This is a genomic window from Bradyrhizobium retamae (genome assembly GCF_001440415.1).
GTDB lineage: Bacteria > Pseudomonadota > Alphaproteobacteria > Rhizobiales > Xanthobacteraceae > Bradyrhizobium > Bradyrhizobium retamae.
Map to the genome: position 1 here is coordinate 93,714 of NZ_LLYA01000013.1, position 15,372 is coordinate 109,085.

A 15,372-nucleotide genomic window follows, 5' to 3' on the forward strand; every position below is an offset into this window, starting at 1 on the left:
AATCAGGATCGGGACGATGACATTCAAGAAGAAACGTGCGCTCTATTTCGGTGGAGCAAGTTGGCTATTGCTATGCGCAATGACAGACGGCGCGCTGGCGCAGGCCACGCCACCGGCATCGACGCAACTGCCCGAAATCACCGTGACGGCGCCGAGCCCGATCGTGCGACGCCAACCCGTGCCCGTACGAACGCCGGCGCGCGGCGTCCGCGCCGCGCCCGGCCAGAGCCGCGAACGCGCGCCGGAGCCGCAAGCCGCGCCCGTCGCGGCCGCGCCCCAACAGGGCGTGCTGCCGATCGTGACCGATCAATTCGCAACCGTTACCGTCGTGCCCAACGAGGAGATCCGCCGCCAAGGCACCGCCCAGCTTGGCGATCTCCTGTTCTCGAAGCCCGGCATTACCGGCTCCACCTTCGCGCCTGGTGCCGCGAGCCGGCCGATCATCCGGGGCCTTGACGTCAATCGCGTCGGCATCCTCGAGAACGGCACCAACGCTGGCGGCGCGTCCGATCTCGGCGAAGATCATTTCGTGCCGGTCGATCCATTGGCGACAAACCAGGTCGAAGTCATCCGTGGTCCGGCGGCGATGCGCTACGGATCGACATCGATCGGCGGCGTCGTCAGCGCAACCAACAATCGCATTCCGGACGCCCTACCTTCATGCGCGGCCACTCCGTTCCAGACCTACGGACTGCCGGCGAAAGCGCCGCTCGCAAACGTGGGATCACCTGCCTGCGTCACGGTCGAAACCCGAACGGCTGTCAGTTCCGTCGACCGCGGTGTCGATGGCGGCATCCTGATTGATGCCGGCGGTGGTAATTTCGCGTTCCATGCCGATGCCTATGGCCGCAAGGCCAGCGATTACAACATTCCGAGCTATCCGTATTTGTTCGACCAGACCCGCCCGGTCAACGGCCGGCAGCCGAATTCGGCGATGCAGGCGGCTGGTGCATCGATTGGCGGCTCCTACATCTTCGATGGCGGATTTATCGGCGCGGCGATCACGCAGAACGACACGCTGTACCGCATTCCCGGAATTGAGCCCTCCGATCACCAGTCCCGGATCGACGCGCGCCAAACCAAATTCACGGCCAAGGGCGAATACCGGCCGGATGCGGCGGCGATCGACGCCATCAGGTTCTGGGCAGGCGCCACCGATTACAAGCACAACGAGATCGCGCTCGCCGATCCCGCCGACTTCTCGTCCCTTGGCGTGCGGCAGACCTTTACCAACAAGGAGCAGGAAGGGCGCGTGGAGGTGCAGATGACGCCGTTCAACGCGCGCTTTGCCGCCGTCACGACCGCCTTCGGCCTGCAGGCCGGGCATCAGGAACTGACGGCGTCGAGCCCGGACGATCCGACAAGCCCGCTCAACGGGTTGTTTGATCCCAACAAGAATAACAGGGTCGCCGGCTACGTCTTCAACGAACTCAGATTCACCGAGACCACGAAGGCGCAGGTCGCCGGCCGGATCGAGCATGTTAACCTCAACGGAACGATGCCGACATTCATTCCGGAGTTGTTCGACCTCAATGCCAATCCCGGCGATATCGGTCCGCCGGCAGCCCGCAATCTCAGCTTCACGCCGAAGAGCGCGAGCATCGGCTTGATCCAGGATCTTCCAGGTCAACTCGTCGCAAGCATCACCGCTCAATACGTCGAGCGCGCGCCCAAACCGGCGGAATTGTTTTCGCGCGGACCGCACGAAGCAACTGTCACCTTCGATATCGGCAATCCCAATTTGAGCATGGAGACCGCCAAATCGATCGAGATCGGACTACGACGGGCGACCGGCCCCTTCAGGTTCGAGGCGACGGCTTACTACACCAAGTTCAATGGCTTCATTTACCGCCGCCTGACCGGCAACACCTGCGAGGATGTCGCTTGCGTCGCCCCCGCCGATCCGGCTTTTCCGCTTGAGCTGAACCAGGCGATCTATTCGCAACGCGACGCCACCTTCCGCGGCGGCGAGTTCCAGAGCCAGTTGGATGTCGGGCCGCTCAACGGCGGCATCTGGGGCATCGAGAACCAGTTCGATGTCGTGCGCGCGACCTTTGACGATGGCACCAATGTCCCGCGCATCCCACCCGTGCGCGTGGGCGGCGGCCTGTTCTGGCGCGATGCCAATTGGCTCACACGGATCAACCTGCTGCACGCCTTCGCCCAGAACGATATCGCCTCGGTCGGAGAGACGCCGACCGCGGGTTATAATCTGTTGAAGGCGGAGGTCAGCTACAGGACGAAGCTCGATCCAACCTGGTTCGGCGCGCGGGAAATGCTGGTTGGGCTCGTCGGCAACAACCTCTTGAACGAGAACATCCGCAATTCGGCGTCCTTCAACAAGGACGAGGTCTTGCTGCCGGGCATTGGCGTGCGGGCGTTTGCCAATCTGAAGTTTTAAGCCGCATGAGCAGACGGGTGGCGTTAGCTGGTGGTACCAGCTAACGTCCAGGTGGGATGACGGGGGACAGCAGGCGCAATCCCGCGTCAGATGTCCCCTGCCCACTGAAAGCGGATGCTCGACGAATAGATGACCTCGTCCATCAATGTTCCCGTCTACAGCGACGCGCTCGTTCTGCTCGGCACCGCGGGCATCGTCATTCCCTTGGTGCGGCGGTTCGGCCTCAATCCCGTTCTCGGCTATCTAGGCGCCGGCGCGATCCTGGGCCCTCTCGGATTGGGATCGTTCATCGAGAGTTTTCCGCTTCTCTACTGGTTCACCGTTGTCGATCCCAAAAACGTCTCCGGTATTGCGAACCTCGGAGTTGTGTTCCTGCTCTTCCTCATCGGGATGGAGCTATCGTACGATCGATTGAAGGCAATGCGCCGCCTGATATTCGGGCTAGGCAGCTTGCAGATCGTACTCTCCACGGTGGCGATCGGCGTGGTCGCCGCCCTCCTGGGCAACAAAGGTCCGGTAGCGCTCATCCTGGGCGGCTGCCTTGCCCTATCCTCGACCGCCATTGTCGTCGAGATTCTTTCCAGGCAACGGCGACTTAGCACGAGCGCTGGCCGGGCAAGCTTCGCGACGTTGCTGGCGCAGGACCTGGCAGTCGCCCCTCTCCTGCTCTTTATCTCCATTTTTGGCGCGAGCGAGTCCGGTTCGGTCGTTGCGACGCTCGCTCTCGCGCTCACCAACGCAGCCATCGCGCTCGCCGTGATCGTCATCGTCGGCCGCGTCGTGATGCGACCGCTGTTCCGTCTGGTGGCATCAGTGGGCATGAGCGACCTGTTCGTCGCCACGACGCTGTTCGTGATCGTCGCAACCGGAGTGGTTGCCGCCGTGGTTGGTTTTTCCATGGCGCTCGGCGCCTTTGTCGCCGGACTGCTGCTTGCCGAGACGGAATTTCGCAAGGCGATCGAGACCGCCATCGATCCGTTCAAGGGCCTCCTGCTTGGCCTGTTCTTCTTCACGGTCGGCATGAATATCGATTTTCGCGAGCTCGCTCGTGACCCGGTCTGGCTGATCGCGGCTGCGGCCGGACTGATCGCCGTAAAGTCCATCATCCTCATCTTCCTGGCGCGGATGTTTCGCCTCTCATGGCCGGCTTCCATCGAAGTCGGGCTGCTGCTGGGTCCCGGCGGGGAGTTCGCTTTCGTCGGGATCGGGATGGCGACGACGCTTGGTCTGATCGATGCCGGCGTATCGAGCTTCACGGTCGCACTGACATCGCTGACCATGATGCTCACGCCCGCGCTATCTCATGTCGCGCGGCGACTGGCGCCGATGATGCACGAAGACAAGCCGACTGACCCTGAACTCGCCGTTGCGCCAAGCGGCGGGAGCGGCCATGCCATCGTCGTCGGACACGGCCGGGTGGGACAAGTCGTCTGCACGATGCTGGACCGGCACCAGTTCAAGTACATTGCGGTCGACAATGATGCTGCGGCCGTCCCCGAGCAGCGAAGACAGGGGCGTACCGTCTTTTACGGTGACGCAACAAACCCGGAGTTTCTGAAGAGCTGCGGCCTCATGGACGCCGCCGCCGTCATCGTCACGATCAACCGACCTGAAGGCATCGACGAAATTGTCGCGCAGGTCCGCGCGTTGAGGAAAGATCTATTGGTGGTTTCGCGCGCCCGCGATGCCGACCACGCGCGGCATCTCTACCAGATCGGCGTTACCGACGCGGTGCCGGAGACCATCGAGGCAAGCTTGCTGTTATCGGAAGCCGCCCTGATCGGGCTCGGGGCGGCGATGGGTCATGTCGTCGCCAGCATCCACGAAAAGCGCGAGGAGTTTCGGCACGAATTGCAGAAGGCGGCGAGAAACGCACCGGTCACGCAGGTTCGGACGACCGGCACCAAAAAGCGGCGATTTTTCTGACGGATCGCGACGGCGGCGCGCGCCAACGGCCCTACCGCGCCTTGCTCCAGTCCGGCCGGATATTGCCGGACACGCCGTCGAACGCGCCCTCGACCAGTTCCGCCACCAACAGGCGGCTGTAGTCGACGGGCCCCGGCATGGTCACCCGTCCCTTCGGTATCACCTTGAAGCCGACGCGGCTGTAATAGGGTTCGTCGCCGACCAGAATGACTAAACGATGGCCCTTGGCCTTGGCATCCCGCAGCGAACGATCGAGCAGCATGCGGCCGACGCCGCGGCTGCGAAACGGCGGCTCGACCGTCAACGGTCCGAGCATCAGGGCCGGAGTGTCGCCGATGCAGATCGGCAACTGGCGCACCGAGCCGACCAGCAATGTGCCGATCCGCGCCGTGAACGAGAGGTCCAGCAGGTGATCGACATGCTCGCGCAGGCGGTAGGCGCTCAGCACGAAACGGCCGGGACCGAACGTGCGCTCGTGCAGCCGTTCGATCGCCTGGGCGTCCTTCGGTGTTTCGGCCAGGATGGTGACGTCAAGTTCGCTCATGATGGGGCGCGGGATAGCATCTGGCGACGGCGCGGTCCATCGCTGGAAGATAGCAATTCCTGTATTGCCTCAATCCCTGAAACGGGCGGGCTGGGACAAATAGGCCAGAAGCTTCATCTCGCGGCGGCCGCGTGTCACCGTATCCAGCACCAGCCCCGAGCTGACCGACAGCACCCGTCGCGCCAGGTGTTGAGCTTGCTGAACGATCCCTCGGGGCGGGCGTAATACGGCGTCTCGACTTCCGTCACCGGCAGCGCGAGTTCGAGCGCGTGAACGCTGAGCTCGGTTTCGATCTCAAAACCGTCGGACAGCACCGGAAAGGATTTGACGAAGCGACGCGAAAATACGCGATAGCCGGAAAGGATGTCCTTGAACGCCTGGCCGAACACTGAGGAAAGGAAGCTCGTCAGCATCCAGTTGCCGGTGCGGTGGCCGGGCCGGTAGGCCGTGACTGATTGGTCGACGCGAAAGCCCACCACCATGTCGAGGTGGTCGTTCACCAGTGCATCGATCATGCGCGGCGCGCGCGGCGCATCATAGGTGGCGTCGCCATCGACCAGTACATAAATGTCGGCATCGATGTCGGCGAACATGCGCCGCACCACATGCCCCTTGCCCTGGCGGCGCTCGCTGCGCACGATGGCTCCGGCCGCGCGCGCGATCTCGATGGTGCGGTCCCTGGAATTGTTGTCGTAGACGAAAATCTGAGCCGTCGGCAGCGCCTTGCGGAAATCCGAAACCACGGTGGCGACCGCGGCCTCCTCGTTGAAGCACGGCACCAGAACCGCAATCCGCAACGCCGGTCCCGTCATCGCCCGCTCACCGAGTTAAGTCTGTCCATAGCGCGCTATATCGCAATCAGGCGTTGGCCGGTTGGGGAAAGGCCGCGCTGCCGGCGGCCCGCTCGTTGCGCAGATCAAGCGTTGCGAACAGCAGGGTCCAGAGCGAGAGCATGTCGATCGGAATAATATAATATGGCGTAAATATCGGATGGGTCATGAAGAAAATCACGTTCACGGCGATGTTTGCCGCACCAGAATTGCAACGTGTTTGGCGCGCACCCGTTTCCCCGCTTCTATGCAATGCGGGGCCACGAAGCACCGAGCCCTGCGTCAGCGCCAGGTCGCAGTCCGCGCCGCACCATCGAGCACTTCTGCGATCCGGAGCCGCGTACCCCTGGTCGTCTCCGCCGGCAGCGAACCAGCCGCATAGAATCCGCACTCGACGATCTCGTGGTTGGGCTCCGGCTCGCGGTCCTGCCGGAACTGCCTGACGACATAGACCGCGACATGGTCGCGGCGGGAAACGTGGCTGTTGAAGAACAGGCCGTGCAGGACCGGCTCTCCGGTCAATTCGATGCGCCCCTCTTCCACCAGCTCCCTTCGCAAGGCTTCGAGAAAGGTTTCGCCGACCTCGACCCCGCCGCCCGGCAGGTGCCAGCCCGCGACATAGCTGTGCCTGACCAGGAACACCTTGTCGTCGCCGTCGAGCACGACGCCGCGAACCCCGATCGTCATGCCGCGGGCCATCCGCCAATAGAGGTGAAATACGCGCCGCAACTGCGGTTCGAAACGTTTTCGCAAGTGCTGCAGCGCCGTCACGCAAACCTCGAATGGACAGTTATCACGTTTGATCCTTATATCGCCGACATGATGGTGCGACGGCTCTATATCACAGAGAATGCGGCGGAGCGCGAATGACCGATATCTTCACGCTGGCGCATCTGTCGGACCCGCATCTGCCGCCGCTGCCCGCGGCGCGGCTGCGCGATCTCGCGGGCAAACGTGCGCTCGGCTATTTCAATTGGACCCGCAACCGCCTTAAATATCACCGCCGCGAGGTGCTGGACGCACTGGTTGCCGATATGCAGGCGCAGCGGCCGGACCACATCGCGGTGACCGGTGATCTCGTCAACCTGGCGCTGGAGGCGGAATTCACCCCGGCCCAGGCCTGGCTCGAAAGCGTCGGCACGCCGCAACAGGTGACCGTCGTTCCCGGCAATCACGACGCCTATGTGCGGGCGACGCGGCATCATTTCACCGGCGCGTTCGAGCAATATCTGCGCGGCGATGCTGCGGCGGACGGAGCGTCGTTTCCGTTCGTGCGCCGGCGCGGTCCGCTGGTGCTGATCGGGGTCTCCTCGGCGGTGCCGACGCTGCCATTGATGGCAACCGGCCGGCTCGGCCGCGCGCAGCTCGATGCGCTCGACCGCCAGCTTGCCCAGTTGCCGCCGGACGAGGCGTTCCGGGTGCTGCTGGTCCATCACCCCCTGCAATCGAGTTCGCGGATGAAGCGACTGACCGACTCGAAGGCGCTACGCGCCGTGCTGAAGCGGCGCGGCGTCGAGCTGGTCCTGCACGGCCATGACCACATCCATTCGACGATGTGGCTTGAAGGCGCCGGCCACCAGATCCCCGCGGTTGGCGTGCCTTCGGCGTCGGCGCTGGCGCACCGGCATTATCCGGCCGCTGCCTACAACCTGTTTTCGATCACGCGCGACGGCGGCAAATGGCGCTGCGTGCAGACCGTGCGCGCCGTCGATGCCGACTTCCGAGTCCAGCAGATCAAGCAGGCGACGCTGCTTTAACCTTTCCTCACGCCTGCAACCTGGCGAATTTCTCAATCCCCGCCGCCGCCGCAGCCACCGCCCCCGTCGCCACCACCACCGCCATCATCACTTGCGCTGCCGGCGTCGCCAAGGCCGTCCGTACCACCATCGATCGAGCCATCGGCGAAATCGCCGCCGCAATGAGCAGCGCCGCTGCCGTTCTTGCGCAGCTCTGCCACGATGCCCCGAATGCCCGACCCGGCGGCTCCGGTTAGAAACTCTTCAAACTCGCATACAGCGCCAATCCGAACAGCGCCACCGCGCCCAGCACGAAGCCGAGCACGAACATGCCCAGACCGCGGCGGCGCGGTTTCTTTTCCACAACAGGCTCGGCCACGGGCATAGCCACCATCGCATGCTCGCGCTCGATCATGCGGCGCGCGACATAGCCGGTGACGGCATCGACGATGACAGGCACATCATGCGATTCGGCAAGCACGATGCGGCCGAAGCGCGTATCCTGCACGAAGCGGTAGATGCGCTTGTCGCGTCCCATCACGATATGCGCGACCACATCGATCCACAGCCGCGGCGTTTCGCCCTGGCTGACACCGCGATCGAACAAATCGATTTGCTCCGGCACCTCCGCGAACAGCGGATCGAGCGCCTCGTTCAGGATCTCGAGCCGCGCGACCTCAGCATCGCGCAGTTCGACCACGACGCCGGTCCGATCGGCGGCTTCGATGCGGGCTTGGCGAAGCGCGTCGCGCAGCCGGGTCGGTCGCATGTCTCGGGCTTCGTTGCCGGTGTTTTGCGCGTTTGACATCGGTAGCCGCCTTTATCCTGCAGGGGTTAGCCTGGGCTTAACCTAGCAGTAACCATGCCTTGCGCAATGGTTGTTTGTTTTCAATAGGTTATCCCTCCACCGTTATTCCCCGCGGCGGCACCCCCACCGTAGCCGATGCTCTGCATCGGCGTTCTTCAAGGACGGCGGCCGCAGGCCGCCTACGCCCTCCCCGCACGCGGGAGAGGGTGAAGAAACGCGCCTCCCTGGAACGCGCAAACGGCCCCAGCCGGAATTCCGGATGGGGCCGCCTGTCCTTGGACGTTTCTTCTGATAGATCGGCAGCAGCCGGTCAGGCCGAGACGCGCGAGGGCTCTTCGACGATCGAGAAGCGTACGCCGGCTTTATGGCGGCTCTCTGCAGAGACCTCCTTCCAGCACTCTTCGGCTTCCTTGCGGGTCTTGAACGGGCCTCTGACCTGGGCCGAGCCTTCGACGAGCTTGTGGAAGTTCATCGAACCGAACTCGCCGCCGATCACCCAGAAATTGCTGCCTTTGGTCATTTTCAGTCTCCTGTTGTCCGAGTAGCGTGATCAGTCTGGAATCCGACCAGACCCCAGACCGATCAATTCCACCGTTAGCCGAACTGGTTCATCGTGTTGTGGACGCCGCCCGCCTTCAGAGCGGCCTCGCCGGCGAAATATTCCTTGTGATCGTCGCCGATATCGGAGCCGGCCATGTTCTGATGCTTGGCGCAGGCGATACCCTGACGGATCTCTTGGCGCTGAACATTCTTCACATAGCCCAGCATGCCCTGTTCGCCGAAATAATCCTTCGCGAGATTATCAGTCGACAGAGCTGCCGTGTGATAGGTCGGCAACGTGATCAGATGGTGGAAGATGCCAGCACGCTTTGCTGAATCGGCCTGGAAGGTGCGGATGCGCTCGTCGGCTTCAATGGCCAGCGGCGTATCGTCGTATTCCGGCTTCATCAGTTCGGCTCGATTGTACTTGCTGACGTCCTTGCCGGCTTCCTTCATCGCGTCGTACACCTGCCAACGGAAGTTGAGCGTCCAGTTGAACGACGGCGAGTTGTTGTAGGCCAGCTTCGCGTTCGGGATGACCTCGCGAATGCGGTCAACCATCTTGGCGATCTGCTCGATATGCGGCTTCTCGGTCTCGATCCAGAGCAGGTCGGCACCGTTCTGCAGCGAGGTGATGCAGTCGAGCACGCAGCGATCTTCGCCAGTGCCGGCGCGGAACTGATAGAGGTTGCTGGCAAGCCGCTTCGGACGCATCATCTTGCCGTTGCGGTTGATGATGACGTCGCCATTCCTGGCGTTGGCGGCTGTCACTTCCTCGCAATCCAGGAAGCTGTTGTACTGATCGCCGAGGTCGCCGGGCTTGTGGCTCACAGCGATCTGCTGCGTGAGACCGGCACCCAGCGAGTCGGTGCGGGTCACGATGATGCCGTCTTCGACGCCCAATTCGAGGAAGGCATGGCGGCAGGCCCGGATCTTCGCCAGGAACACCTCGTGCGGCACGGTCACCTTGCCGTCCTGGTGGCCGCACTGCTTTTCGTCGGAGACCTGATTCTCGATCTGCAGGGCGCACGCACCCGCCTCGATCATCTTCTTGGCGAGCAGGTAGGTTGCCTCGGCATTGCCGAAGCCGGCGTCGATGTCGGCGATGACGGGCACGACATGGGTCTGGAAGTTGTTGATCTTTTCAATCAGCGCCTTTTCCTTCGCCTTGTCGCCTTCCTTGCGGGCCGCGTCCAGCGCGCGGAAGATATCGTTGAGCTCACGGGAATCCGCCTGACGCAGGAAGGTGTAGAGTTCTTCGATCAGGGCCGGCACCGAGGTCTTCTCGTGCATCGACTGGTCAGGAAGCGGTCCGAACTCGGAGCGAAGGGCGGCGATCATCCAGCCGGAGAGATACAGATAGCGGCGATCGGTCGTGCCGAAATGCTTCTTGACCGAAATCAGCTTCTGCTGCGCGATGAAGCCATGCCAGCAACCGAGCGACTGGGTGTACTTGGTGGGATCGGCGTCATAGGCAGCCATATCGCTGCGCATCAGCGCCGCGGTGTACCGAGCGACGTCCAGGCCGGTCTTGAAGCGGTTCTGCAGACGCATGCGCGCCACGGCTTCGGCGGTGACGCCATTCCAGGTCGGCTGGGTCTTGAGCAGCGCCTCAGCAGCTTCAATCTCGCTCTGATAGGAAGCCGGTCTCTGGATGGTCCGGTCACTGATTCCACGTGGCTGGTAATTCATTTGCGTGATCCTTGTCTTCCACTGTCTTCAATCGACATTCTTGACAGTGCATTGCGAAACGTCCTGGAGCTAAACGCCAGAATCCCTATTTCGTATAGAGTGCTTGATCTTTATTGGTGATGTCATGTAACATCCATACTTGTCATAAATGTCATTTTGTAAATTTTGTCACAATTGAGACCCCGTTATGGCCACCGAATCCGGAAAAAAACTCTTCGTCGGCCCGCGTTTTCGGCGGATCCGCCAGCAGCTCGGGCTGTCGCAGACCCAGATTGCGGAAGGGCTCGGGATCTCGCCGAGCTACATCAACCTGATCGAGCGGAACCAGCGGCCGGTGACGGCGCAGATCCTGCTGCGGCTGGCCGAGACCTATGATCTCGACCTGCGCGACCTCGCCACCGCCGATGAGGACCGCTTTTTTGCCGAGCTGAATGAGATTTTCTCCGATCCGCTGTTCCGCCAGATCGACCTGCCGAAGCAGGAACTGCGCGACCTCGCCGAGCTCTGTCCGGGCGTGACCCATTCGCTGCAGCGCCTCTACGCCGCCTATACCGAGGCCCGCCGCGGCGAGACACTGGTGGCGGCCCAAATGGCCGACCGCGACGAGGGCGCCCGCTTCGAGGCCAACCCGATCGAGCGTGTGCGCGACCTGATCGAAGCCAACCGCAACTATTTTCCGGAGCTCGAACAGGCCGCGGAAAATCTGCGCGACGAACTCCACGCCTCCGCCGAGGAACTGTTTGCCGCGCTCGCCGCGCGCTTGCGCGAAAAGCATTCGATCGTCACCCGCATCATGCCGGTCGACGTGATGCGCGAGACGCTGCGGCGGTTCGATCGCCATCGGCGCCAGCTTCTGATTTCCGAACTGGTCGACGGCTCGGGCCGGGCCTTCCAGCTCGCGCTGCAGATTGGCCTCGCCGAATGCGGCGCGACCATCGACGCCATCGTCAACCGCGCCGGCCCGCTCGACGATACGCCGCGGCGGCTCTACCGGATTACGCTGGCGAACTACTTCGCCGCCGCAATCATGATGCCTTATCAGCCGTTCCACAGCGCGGCGGAAAATCTGAACTACGACGTGCACGTGCTGGCGCAACGCTTCAATGCCGGCTTCGAGCAGGTGTGCCATCGCCTCACCACGCTGCAGCGGCCGAATGCGCGCGGCGTGCCGTTCTTCCTGCTGCGCGTCGACAATGCCGGCAACGTCTCCAAGCGGTTTTCGTCCGGCACGTTTCCATTTTCGAAATTCGGCGGCACCTGTCCGCTGTGGAACGTGCATTCGACCTTCGACACGCCGGACCGCCTGCTCAAGCAGGTGATCGAACTGCCCGACGGCACGCGCTACTTTTCGATTGCGCAGATGGTGCGCCGGCCGATCGCGCCGCACCCGCAGCCGCAGCCGCGCTTTGCGATCGGTCTGGGCTGCGAAATCCGTCATGCCTCGAAGCTGGTCTACGCCGCCGGGATGGATCTGGAGAAGGCGGAGGGCACGCCGATCGGCGTCAATTGCCGGCTCTGCGAGCGCGAAAATTGCAGCCAGCGTGCCGAGCCGCCGATCACGCGGACGCTGATCCTGGACGAGAACACGCGGCGGGTGTCCTCGTTTGCGTTTTCGAATGCGCGGGAGTTGTGAGACGCGCGCCCCAATAACTCGTCAGCCGAATGGCCGCCCGATGACAGGCTCCGGCGGGGCATCCAGTACGCCGCGACTTATTTTCGCGCACGACTGGACAGGGCAAAATCACGTTGAAAAAATTGAGAAACTTTTTATTTGCGCGCCCCCCCCAGGGCCGCTCGCACACGAAAATCGCCGTCGCGGGATCGTGTGGTTGCCTGGAAGATGAAGGGATGTTCATCAGCATGCGCCGCTGCGACCGCAAGCGGGAAAAAACGGAACACCACCGCGAGCGAGGCGTTGCTTGGTTTCCTGCAACAGGAGAGACCTCCAATGCTGAAGACATTGATTACCGTTTCGACCGTGCTGCTCACCACGGCTGCGTTTGCGCAGGGCACGAAGTCTCCGGGCTCCTCCGAATACGCCCCGGGACAGAAGATGCAGAAGAGCAAGACTTCGACCGCGCCGGGTGCATCGGAATATGCGCCGGGACATCAGAAAAAAACGGCGAAGGGCCATTCGGAAAGCGCGCCCGGCAAGCAGACGACAACCGGATCCGCTACGAAGAAGAAGTACTAATTCTCCAACAGCGCGGCCCGGCATCGATGCCGGGCCGTTTTGCGTGCGCGTGTAGGTTGATCTTTTCCGCAGATCTCTGCGTCATTTGCACAGTGCGATGCATCAATGGACCGCTTTCTCTCACCGGAAAGCCGCATATGTGTCCTGCTGGTGACGATCACATTTAAAACGTGGGTATTCCTAATTTTGCGATGGAACGGCCATGCCGATTCGCTAGTTTTGAAAGCGGCGAATCAAGACTCGCGAGAATGGATGCAGGGCCAATGTTGCGACGCGTCAAGCTGATGAACCCGTTCGAACTCGCCCAGGACCGGGTCAGTCAAGACCGGATCACCCAGGAGCGGCCGCAGCCGATCGAACGCAAGGTGATCAATTGCGCTGCGCGTGCCACGCCGGTCTGCGCCGCCTGCGGTTCCGACGACATCATCTGCCACGCCACCGCGCAATGGAGCAACGAAGCGCAGGAATGGCAGCTCGCCAACACCTTCAACCAGCCGGCGCGCTGCAACACCTGTCACACCGACTGCAACCTGGTGTGGCTGACGCTGAATTAGGTGGCGGTAAACTGTTTATAGCCCGAATAAGCCAACGGGTCGCGCGAACGCGCGCCCGATGACAGGCTTCCGTGATGTGCGGGACCCGTAGAATCCCGGATATCGCTTCGCTCATCCAGGCTTGTATTCCGACACGCCGCTAAATCTCCGCATACACTTCCAGCAGATTCCCATCGGGATCCCTGAAGAACAGCGTACGATGACCAAACGGCTGGTTGATCGGCGGCTCGAGCAGATCGACGCCGTGCCGCACCAGCTCCTCGGCGCAGCGGTCGACGTTATCAGCGGCAACCTTGAACGCGAGCTGCAGCGAAGCGCTCCCCGTGGGCGTCGGCGCATCCTTCGCCGTCCGGCTCGGCCGCGCCAGCGCGAGCGTGTTGCTGCCAATCTGGTATTCGATCCACCCCGCCGACAATTCGCGCGTCAGCGGAAAGCGCACGATGCCCTCGTAGAAGCGGCGCATCGCCGCCATGTCGCGCACGAAGATGACGGTGTAGTCGACGGCGCGGATGGAGTGGAAGGGGGAAACGGGATGGGGATTTTGATCGTTCACGGTTGCATCTCCACTTGGCCCGCCATTATCGACGCGCTTATCACAACGTCTAGCTCTTCGGTTGGCCGCTACGCGTATTCCGACGCTGGATCGATCGCCTGCCAGATCGCGATCCCTCGCAGATTCGGCGCTAGAGAAGTTTGGGCGGCTGGCACTCGGACTTTCTTTGACGCTCTGCTTCCTGATTCCGCTGGGTTGGCTGATCTTCAAGTGACGACCACGACGGTTGACCGCATGAGCCAACGCGCCGCGCGAAACGCGCACCCAATGACAGGCTCCGCGATATGCGGGGCGCGTAAGTAAATTTATACCCAACTGCTGCCGTCGCGGAAGCGGTAGGATTGGCTCAACACACTTTATCGTCTGCGAATGCGGGAATACACTTCGCCAATGTTCTTATTGCCCTGAGCATCGGTTAACCCATGACCCACCCTGTTGACGACGATCCATCTATGGCATCCGCTATTGGCAGATGCTCTAACAATTGGACACACGCTGAAACCACACTTGCTTGGATATTTTGTCATCTAACTAATACAACGCCAACGGTTGGCGTAACCGTCTTCAGTTTCTTTAAAGCAACTCGCACTCAACAGGACGTACTTCGAAAGCTCGGCAAGATGACGCCGTTCATGACCGACGATCTAAACTTGCGCCTGAAGGACGCACTGAAAACCTACGTTGCGTTGGCGGAAGAGCGAAACGAACTGCTGCACAACCCAATTGGACGACGTGTCGAGAACCAAGTTTATATTATGCTTAGAACGGCACTTCCCACTCCTGGTGAGCTACCGTATCGCACAAGGCCTATAACACCGACCGAAATTGATGATCTATCGACGAGAATAAGAACCTTCAACTTAGAGCTTCGAGCTGTAGAGGGCGCCATTCGCGATGCGAAATTCGGAATCCAAATAACAAACTCTTAGACCGCCTACAAAAGCGATGGATATCGCTAAGGGTCAACCCATCCCACACGCTCAGGTCTTAGCGTTCGAGTCCCAGATTCCCTCCTCCGTCCAACCCAGTTCCGCGAACTCCGCCGCCCGCAACGGCGCTTCACCCGCCGAGAAGAATTCGTCGAGCTGCGGCGGGCTCACCGAGGTGCCTGAGAGCATGGCGTGGGCCTGGCCGCGATGGTGCACCTGGTGCTGAAACAGATGCAGGAGCAGACGGTCCATCCGTTCGCGCTGGATGGAAGTGCCGCGATGCACGGAGACGATGCGCTGCAATCCGGCGGCGTCGAGCGCTTCGACGACCTTGAGCAAACGTTGATCGACTGCGGCCTGCGCTTTCTTCAGCGTGGCGACCGTTGCGCAAGGTTCCTGATCCGCAAAGGCCGCCGGGCCGAGCGTGCCGCCTTCCATCGCGTCGACGTAGAAGTGGTCGATGATCAGGATGTGGTTGAGGGTAGCACGCAGGCTTGGAAAGAAGCCGGTTCGCTTTGCGGTGAGTTCGTCCGGCGACAGCCGCTCGCAGGCGGTGAGGAGCCGGTGGTTTGCCCAGGCGTTGTTGTACGCCATGGTGCGATAGGGAAGCACGTCATTCATTTGCGTTGCCGGCGATTGGCGGATTACGCTTTCGCTAATCTAGA

Annotated in this window: 16 protein-coding genes and 1 pseudogene; 7 read left to right on the plus strand and 10 right to left on the minus strand. The window is 61.8% G+C overall.

Features of this window, described 5'->3' with window-relative positions; all coding sequences use genetic code 11:
* The first annotated feature begins 16 nt into the window (after nt 1-16).
* Both CQ13_RS04255 and CQ13_RS04260 read left to right on the plus strand, forming a co-directional pair.
* Complete coding sequence (locus CQ13_RS04255) at nt 17-2,401, plus strand: TonB-dependent receptor (RefSeq protein WP_057841866.1); 2,385 nt, start codon at nt 17-19, stop codon at nt 2,399-2,401.
* A gap of 129 nt (nt 2,402-2,530) precedes the next feature.
* Nucleotides 2,531-4,327: a cation:proton antiporter domain-containing protein gene (locus tag CQ13_RS04260; protein WP_057841760.1), complete on the plus strand. Its 1,797-nt coding sequence runs from the start codon at nt 2,531-2,533 to the stop codon at nt 4,325-4,327.
* 31 nt (nt 4,328-4,358) lie between these two features.
* Here the strand turns inward: CQ13_RS04260 and CQ13_RS04265 are convergent, their stop codons facing one another.
* From CQ13_RS04265 to CQ13_RS04275, 4 genes and pseudogenes are all read right to left on the minus strand, one after another.
* On the minus strand, nt 4,359-4,871 hold the full coding sequence (locus CQ13_RS04265; RefSeq protein ID WP_028346996.1) for a GNAT family N-acetyltransferase: 513 nt from the start codon (nt 4,869-4,871) through the stop codon (nt 4,359-4,361).
* 69 nt (nt 4,872-4,940) lie between these two features.
* A pseudogene (locus tag CQ13_RS04270) lies at nt 4,941-5,683 on the minus strand (glycosyltransferase family 2 protein).
* 46 nt (nt 5,684-5,729) lie between these two features.
* A complete protein-coding gene (locus tag CQ13_RS42480) occupies nt 5,730-5,888 on the minus strand; it encodes a hypothetical protein (protein WP_197427240.1) in 159 nt (52 codons plus the stop codon).
* A 95-nt stretch (nt 5,889-5,983) separates the two neighbouring features.
* Complete coding sequence (locus CQ13_RS04275) at nt 5,984-6,472, minus strand: NUDIX domain-containing protein (protein WP_057841761.1); 489 nt, start codon at nt 6,470-6,472, stop codon at nt 5,984-5,986.
* A gap of 95 nt (nt 6,473-6,567) precedes the next feature.
* On the opposite strand from CQ13_RS04275, the gene CQ13_RS04280 reads away from it, so the two are divergent.
* Complete coding sequence (locus CQ13_RS04280; protein ID WP_057841762.1) at nt 6,568-7,458, plus strand: metallophosphoesterase family protein; 891 nt, start codon at nt 6,568-6,570, stop codon at nt 7,456-7,458.
* Between the two features lie 7 nt (nt 7,459-7,465).
* Here CQ13_RS04280 and CQ13_RS46380 read toward each other — a convergent pair whose 3' ends face one another.
* The 4 genes from CQ13_RS46380 to CQ13_RS04295 all read right to left on the minus strand — a co-directional run bounded on the left by CQ13_RS46380 (nt 7,466) and on the right by CQ13_RS04295 (nt 10,477).
* Nucleotides 7,466-7,600 (minus strand): hypothetical protein, encoded by a 135-nt coding sequence (locus tag CQ13_RS46380; protein WP_283807486.1) that lies wholly within the window; start codon nt 7,598-7,600, stop codon nt 7,466-7,468.
* A gap of 90 nt (nt 7,601-7,690) precedes the next feature.
* Nucleotides 7,691-8,245, minus strand: coding sequence for a hypothetical protein (locus CQ13_RS04285; protein WP_057841763.1), 555 nt, complete (start codon nt 8,243-8,245; stop codon nt 7,691-7,693).
* 310 nt (nt 8,246-8,555) lie between these two features.
* Nucleotides 8,556-8,765 carry a DUF4170 domain-containing protein gene (locus CQ13_RS04290; RefSeq protein WP_057841764.1) on the minus strand — a complete coding sequence of 70 codons (210 nt, stop codon included), beginning with the start codon at nt 8,763-8,765 and terminating at the stop codon, nt 8,556-8,558.
* Nucleotides 8,766-8,839: 74 nt separating this feature from the next.
* A complete protein-coding gene (locus CQ13_RS04295; protein ID WP_057841765.1) occupies nt 8,840-10,477 on the minus strand; it encodes an isocitrate lyase in 1,638 nt (545 codons plus the stop codon).
* 187 nt (nt 10,478-10,664) lie between these two features.
* On the opposite strand from CQ13_RS04295, the gene CQ13_RS04300 reads away from it, so the two are divergent.
* The 3 genes from CQ13_RS04300 (at nt 10,665) to CQ13_RS04310 (ending at nt 13,225) form a co-directional block, all read left to right on the plus strand.
* The gene (locus CQ13_RS04300; protein ID WP_057841766.1) at nt 10,665-12,110 is read left to right on the plus strand and encodes a helix-turn-helix domain-containing protein; all 1,446 of its coding nucleotides are present in this window, start codon (nt 10,665-10,667) and stop codon (nt 12,108-12,110) included.
* 315 nt (nt 12,111-12,425) lie between these two features.
* On the plus strand, nt 12,426-12,671 hold the full coding sequence (locus CQ13_RS04305; protein ID WP_057841767.1) for a hypothetical protein: 246 nt from the start codon (nt 12,426-12,428) through the stop codon (nt 12,669-12,671).
* Between the two features lie 263 nt (nt 12,672-12,934).
* Nucleotides 12,935-13,225 (plus strand): hypothetical protein, encoded by a 291-nt coding sequence (locus CQ13_RS04310; protein ID WP_057841768.1) that lies wholly within the window; start codon nt 12,935-12,937, stop codon nt 13,223-13,225.
* Between the two features lie 139 nt (nt 13,226-13,364).
* Here CQ13_RS04310 and CQ13_RS04315 read toward each other — a convergent pair whose 3' ends face one another.
* Nucleotides 13,365-13,778, minus strand: coding sequence for a VOC family protein (locus CQ13_RS04315; protein ID WP_057841769.1), 414 nt, complete (start codon nt 13,776-13,778; stop codon nt 13,365-13,367).
* A gap of 422 nt (nt 13,779-14,200) precedes the next feature.
* Between CQ13_RS04315 and CQ13_RS42485 the strand changes: the two genes are divergently transcribed.
* Entirely contained in the window at nt 14,201-14,707 is a 507-nt protein-coding gene (locus tag CQ13_RS42485) for a hypothetical protein (RefSeq protein WP_156433490.1), read from the plus strand.
* Nucleotides 14,708-14,758: 51 nt separating this feature from the next.
* Here the strand turns inward: CQ13_RS42485 and CQ13_RS04320 are convergent, their stop codons facing one another.
* Nucleotides 14,759-15,328, minus strand: coding sequence for a DinB family protein (locus tag CQ13_RS04320; protein ID WP_057841770.1), 570 nt, complete (start codon nt 15,326-15,328; stop codon nt 14,759-14,761).
* Nucleotides 15,329-15,372: the final 44 nt, after the last annotated feature.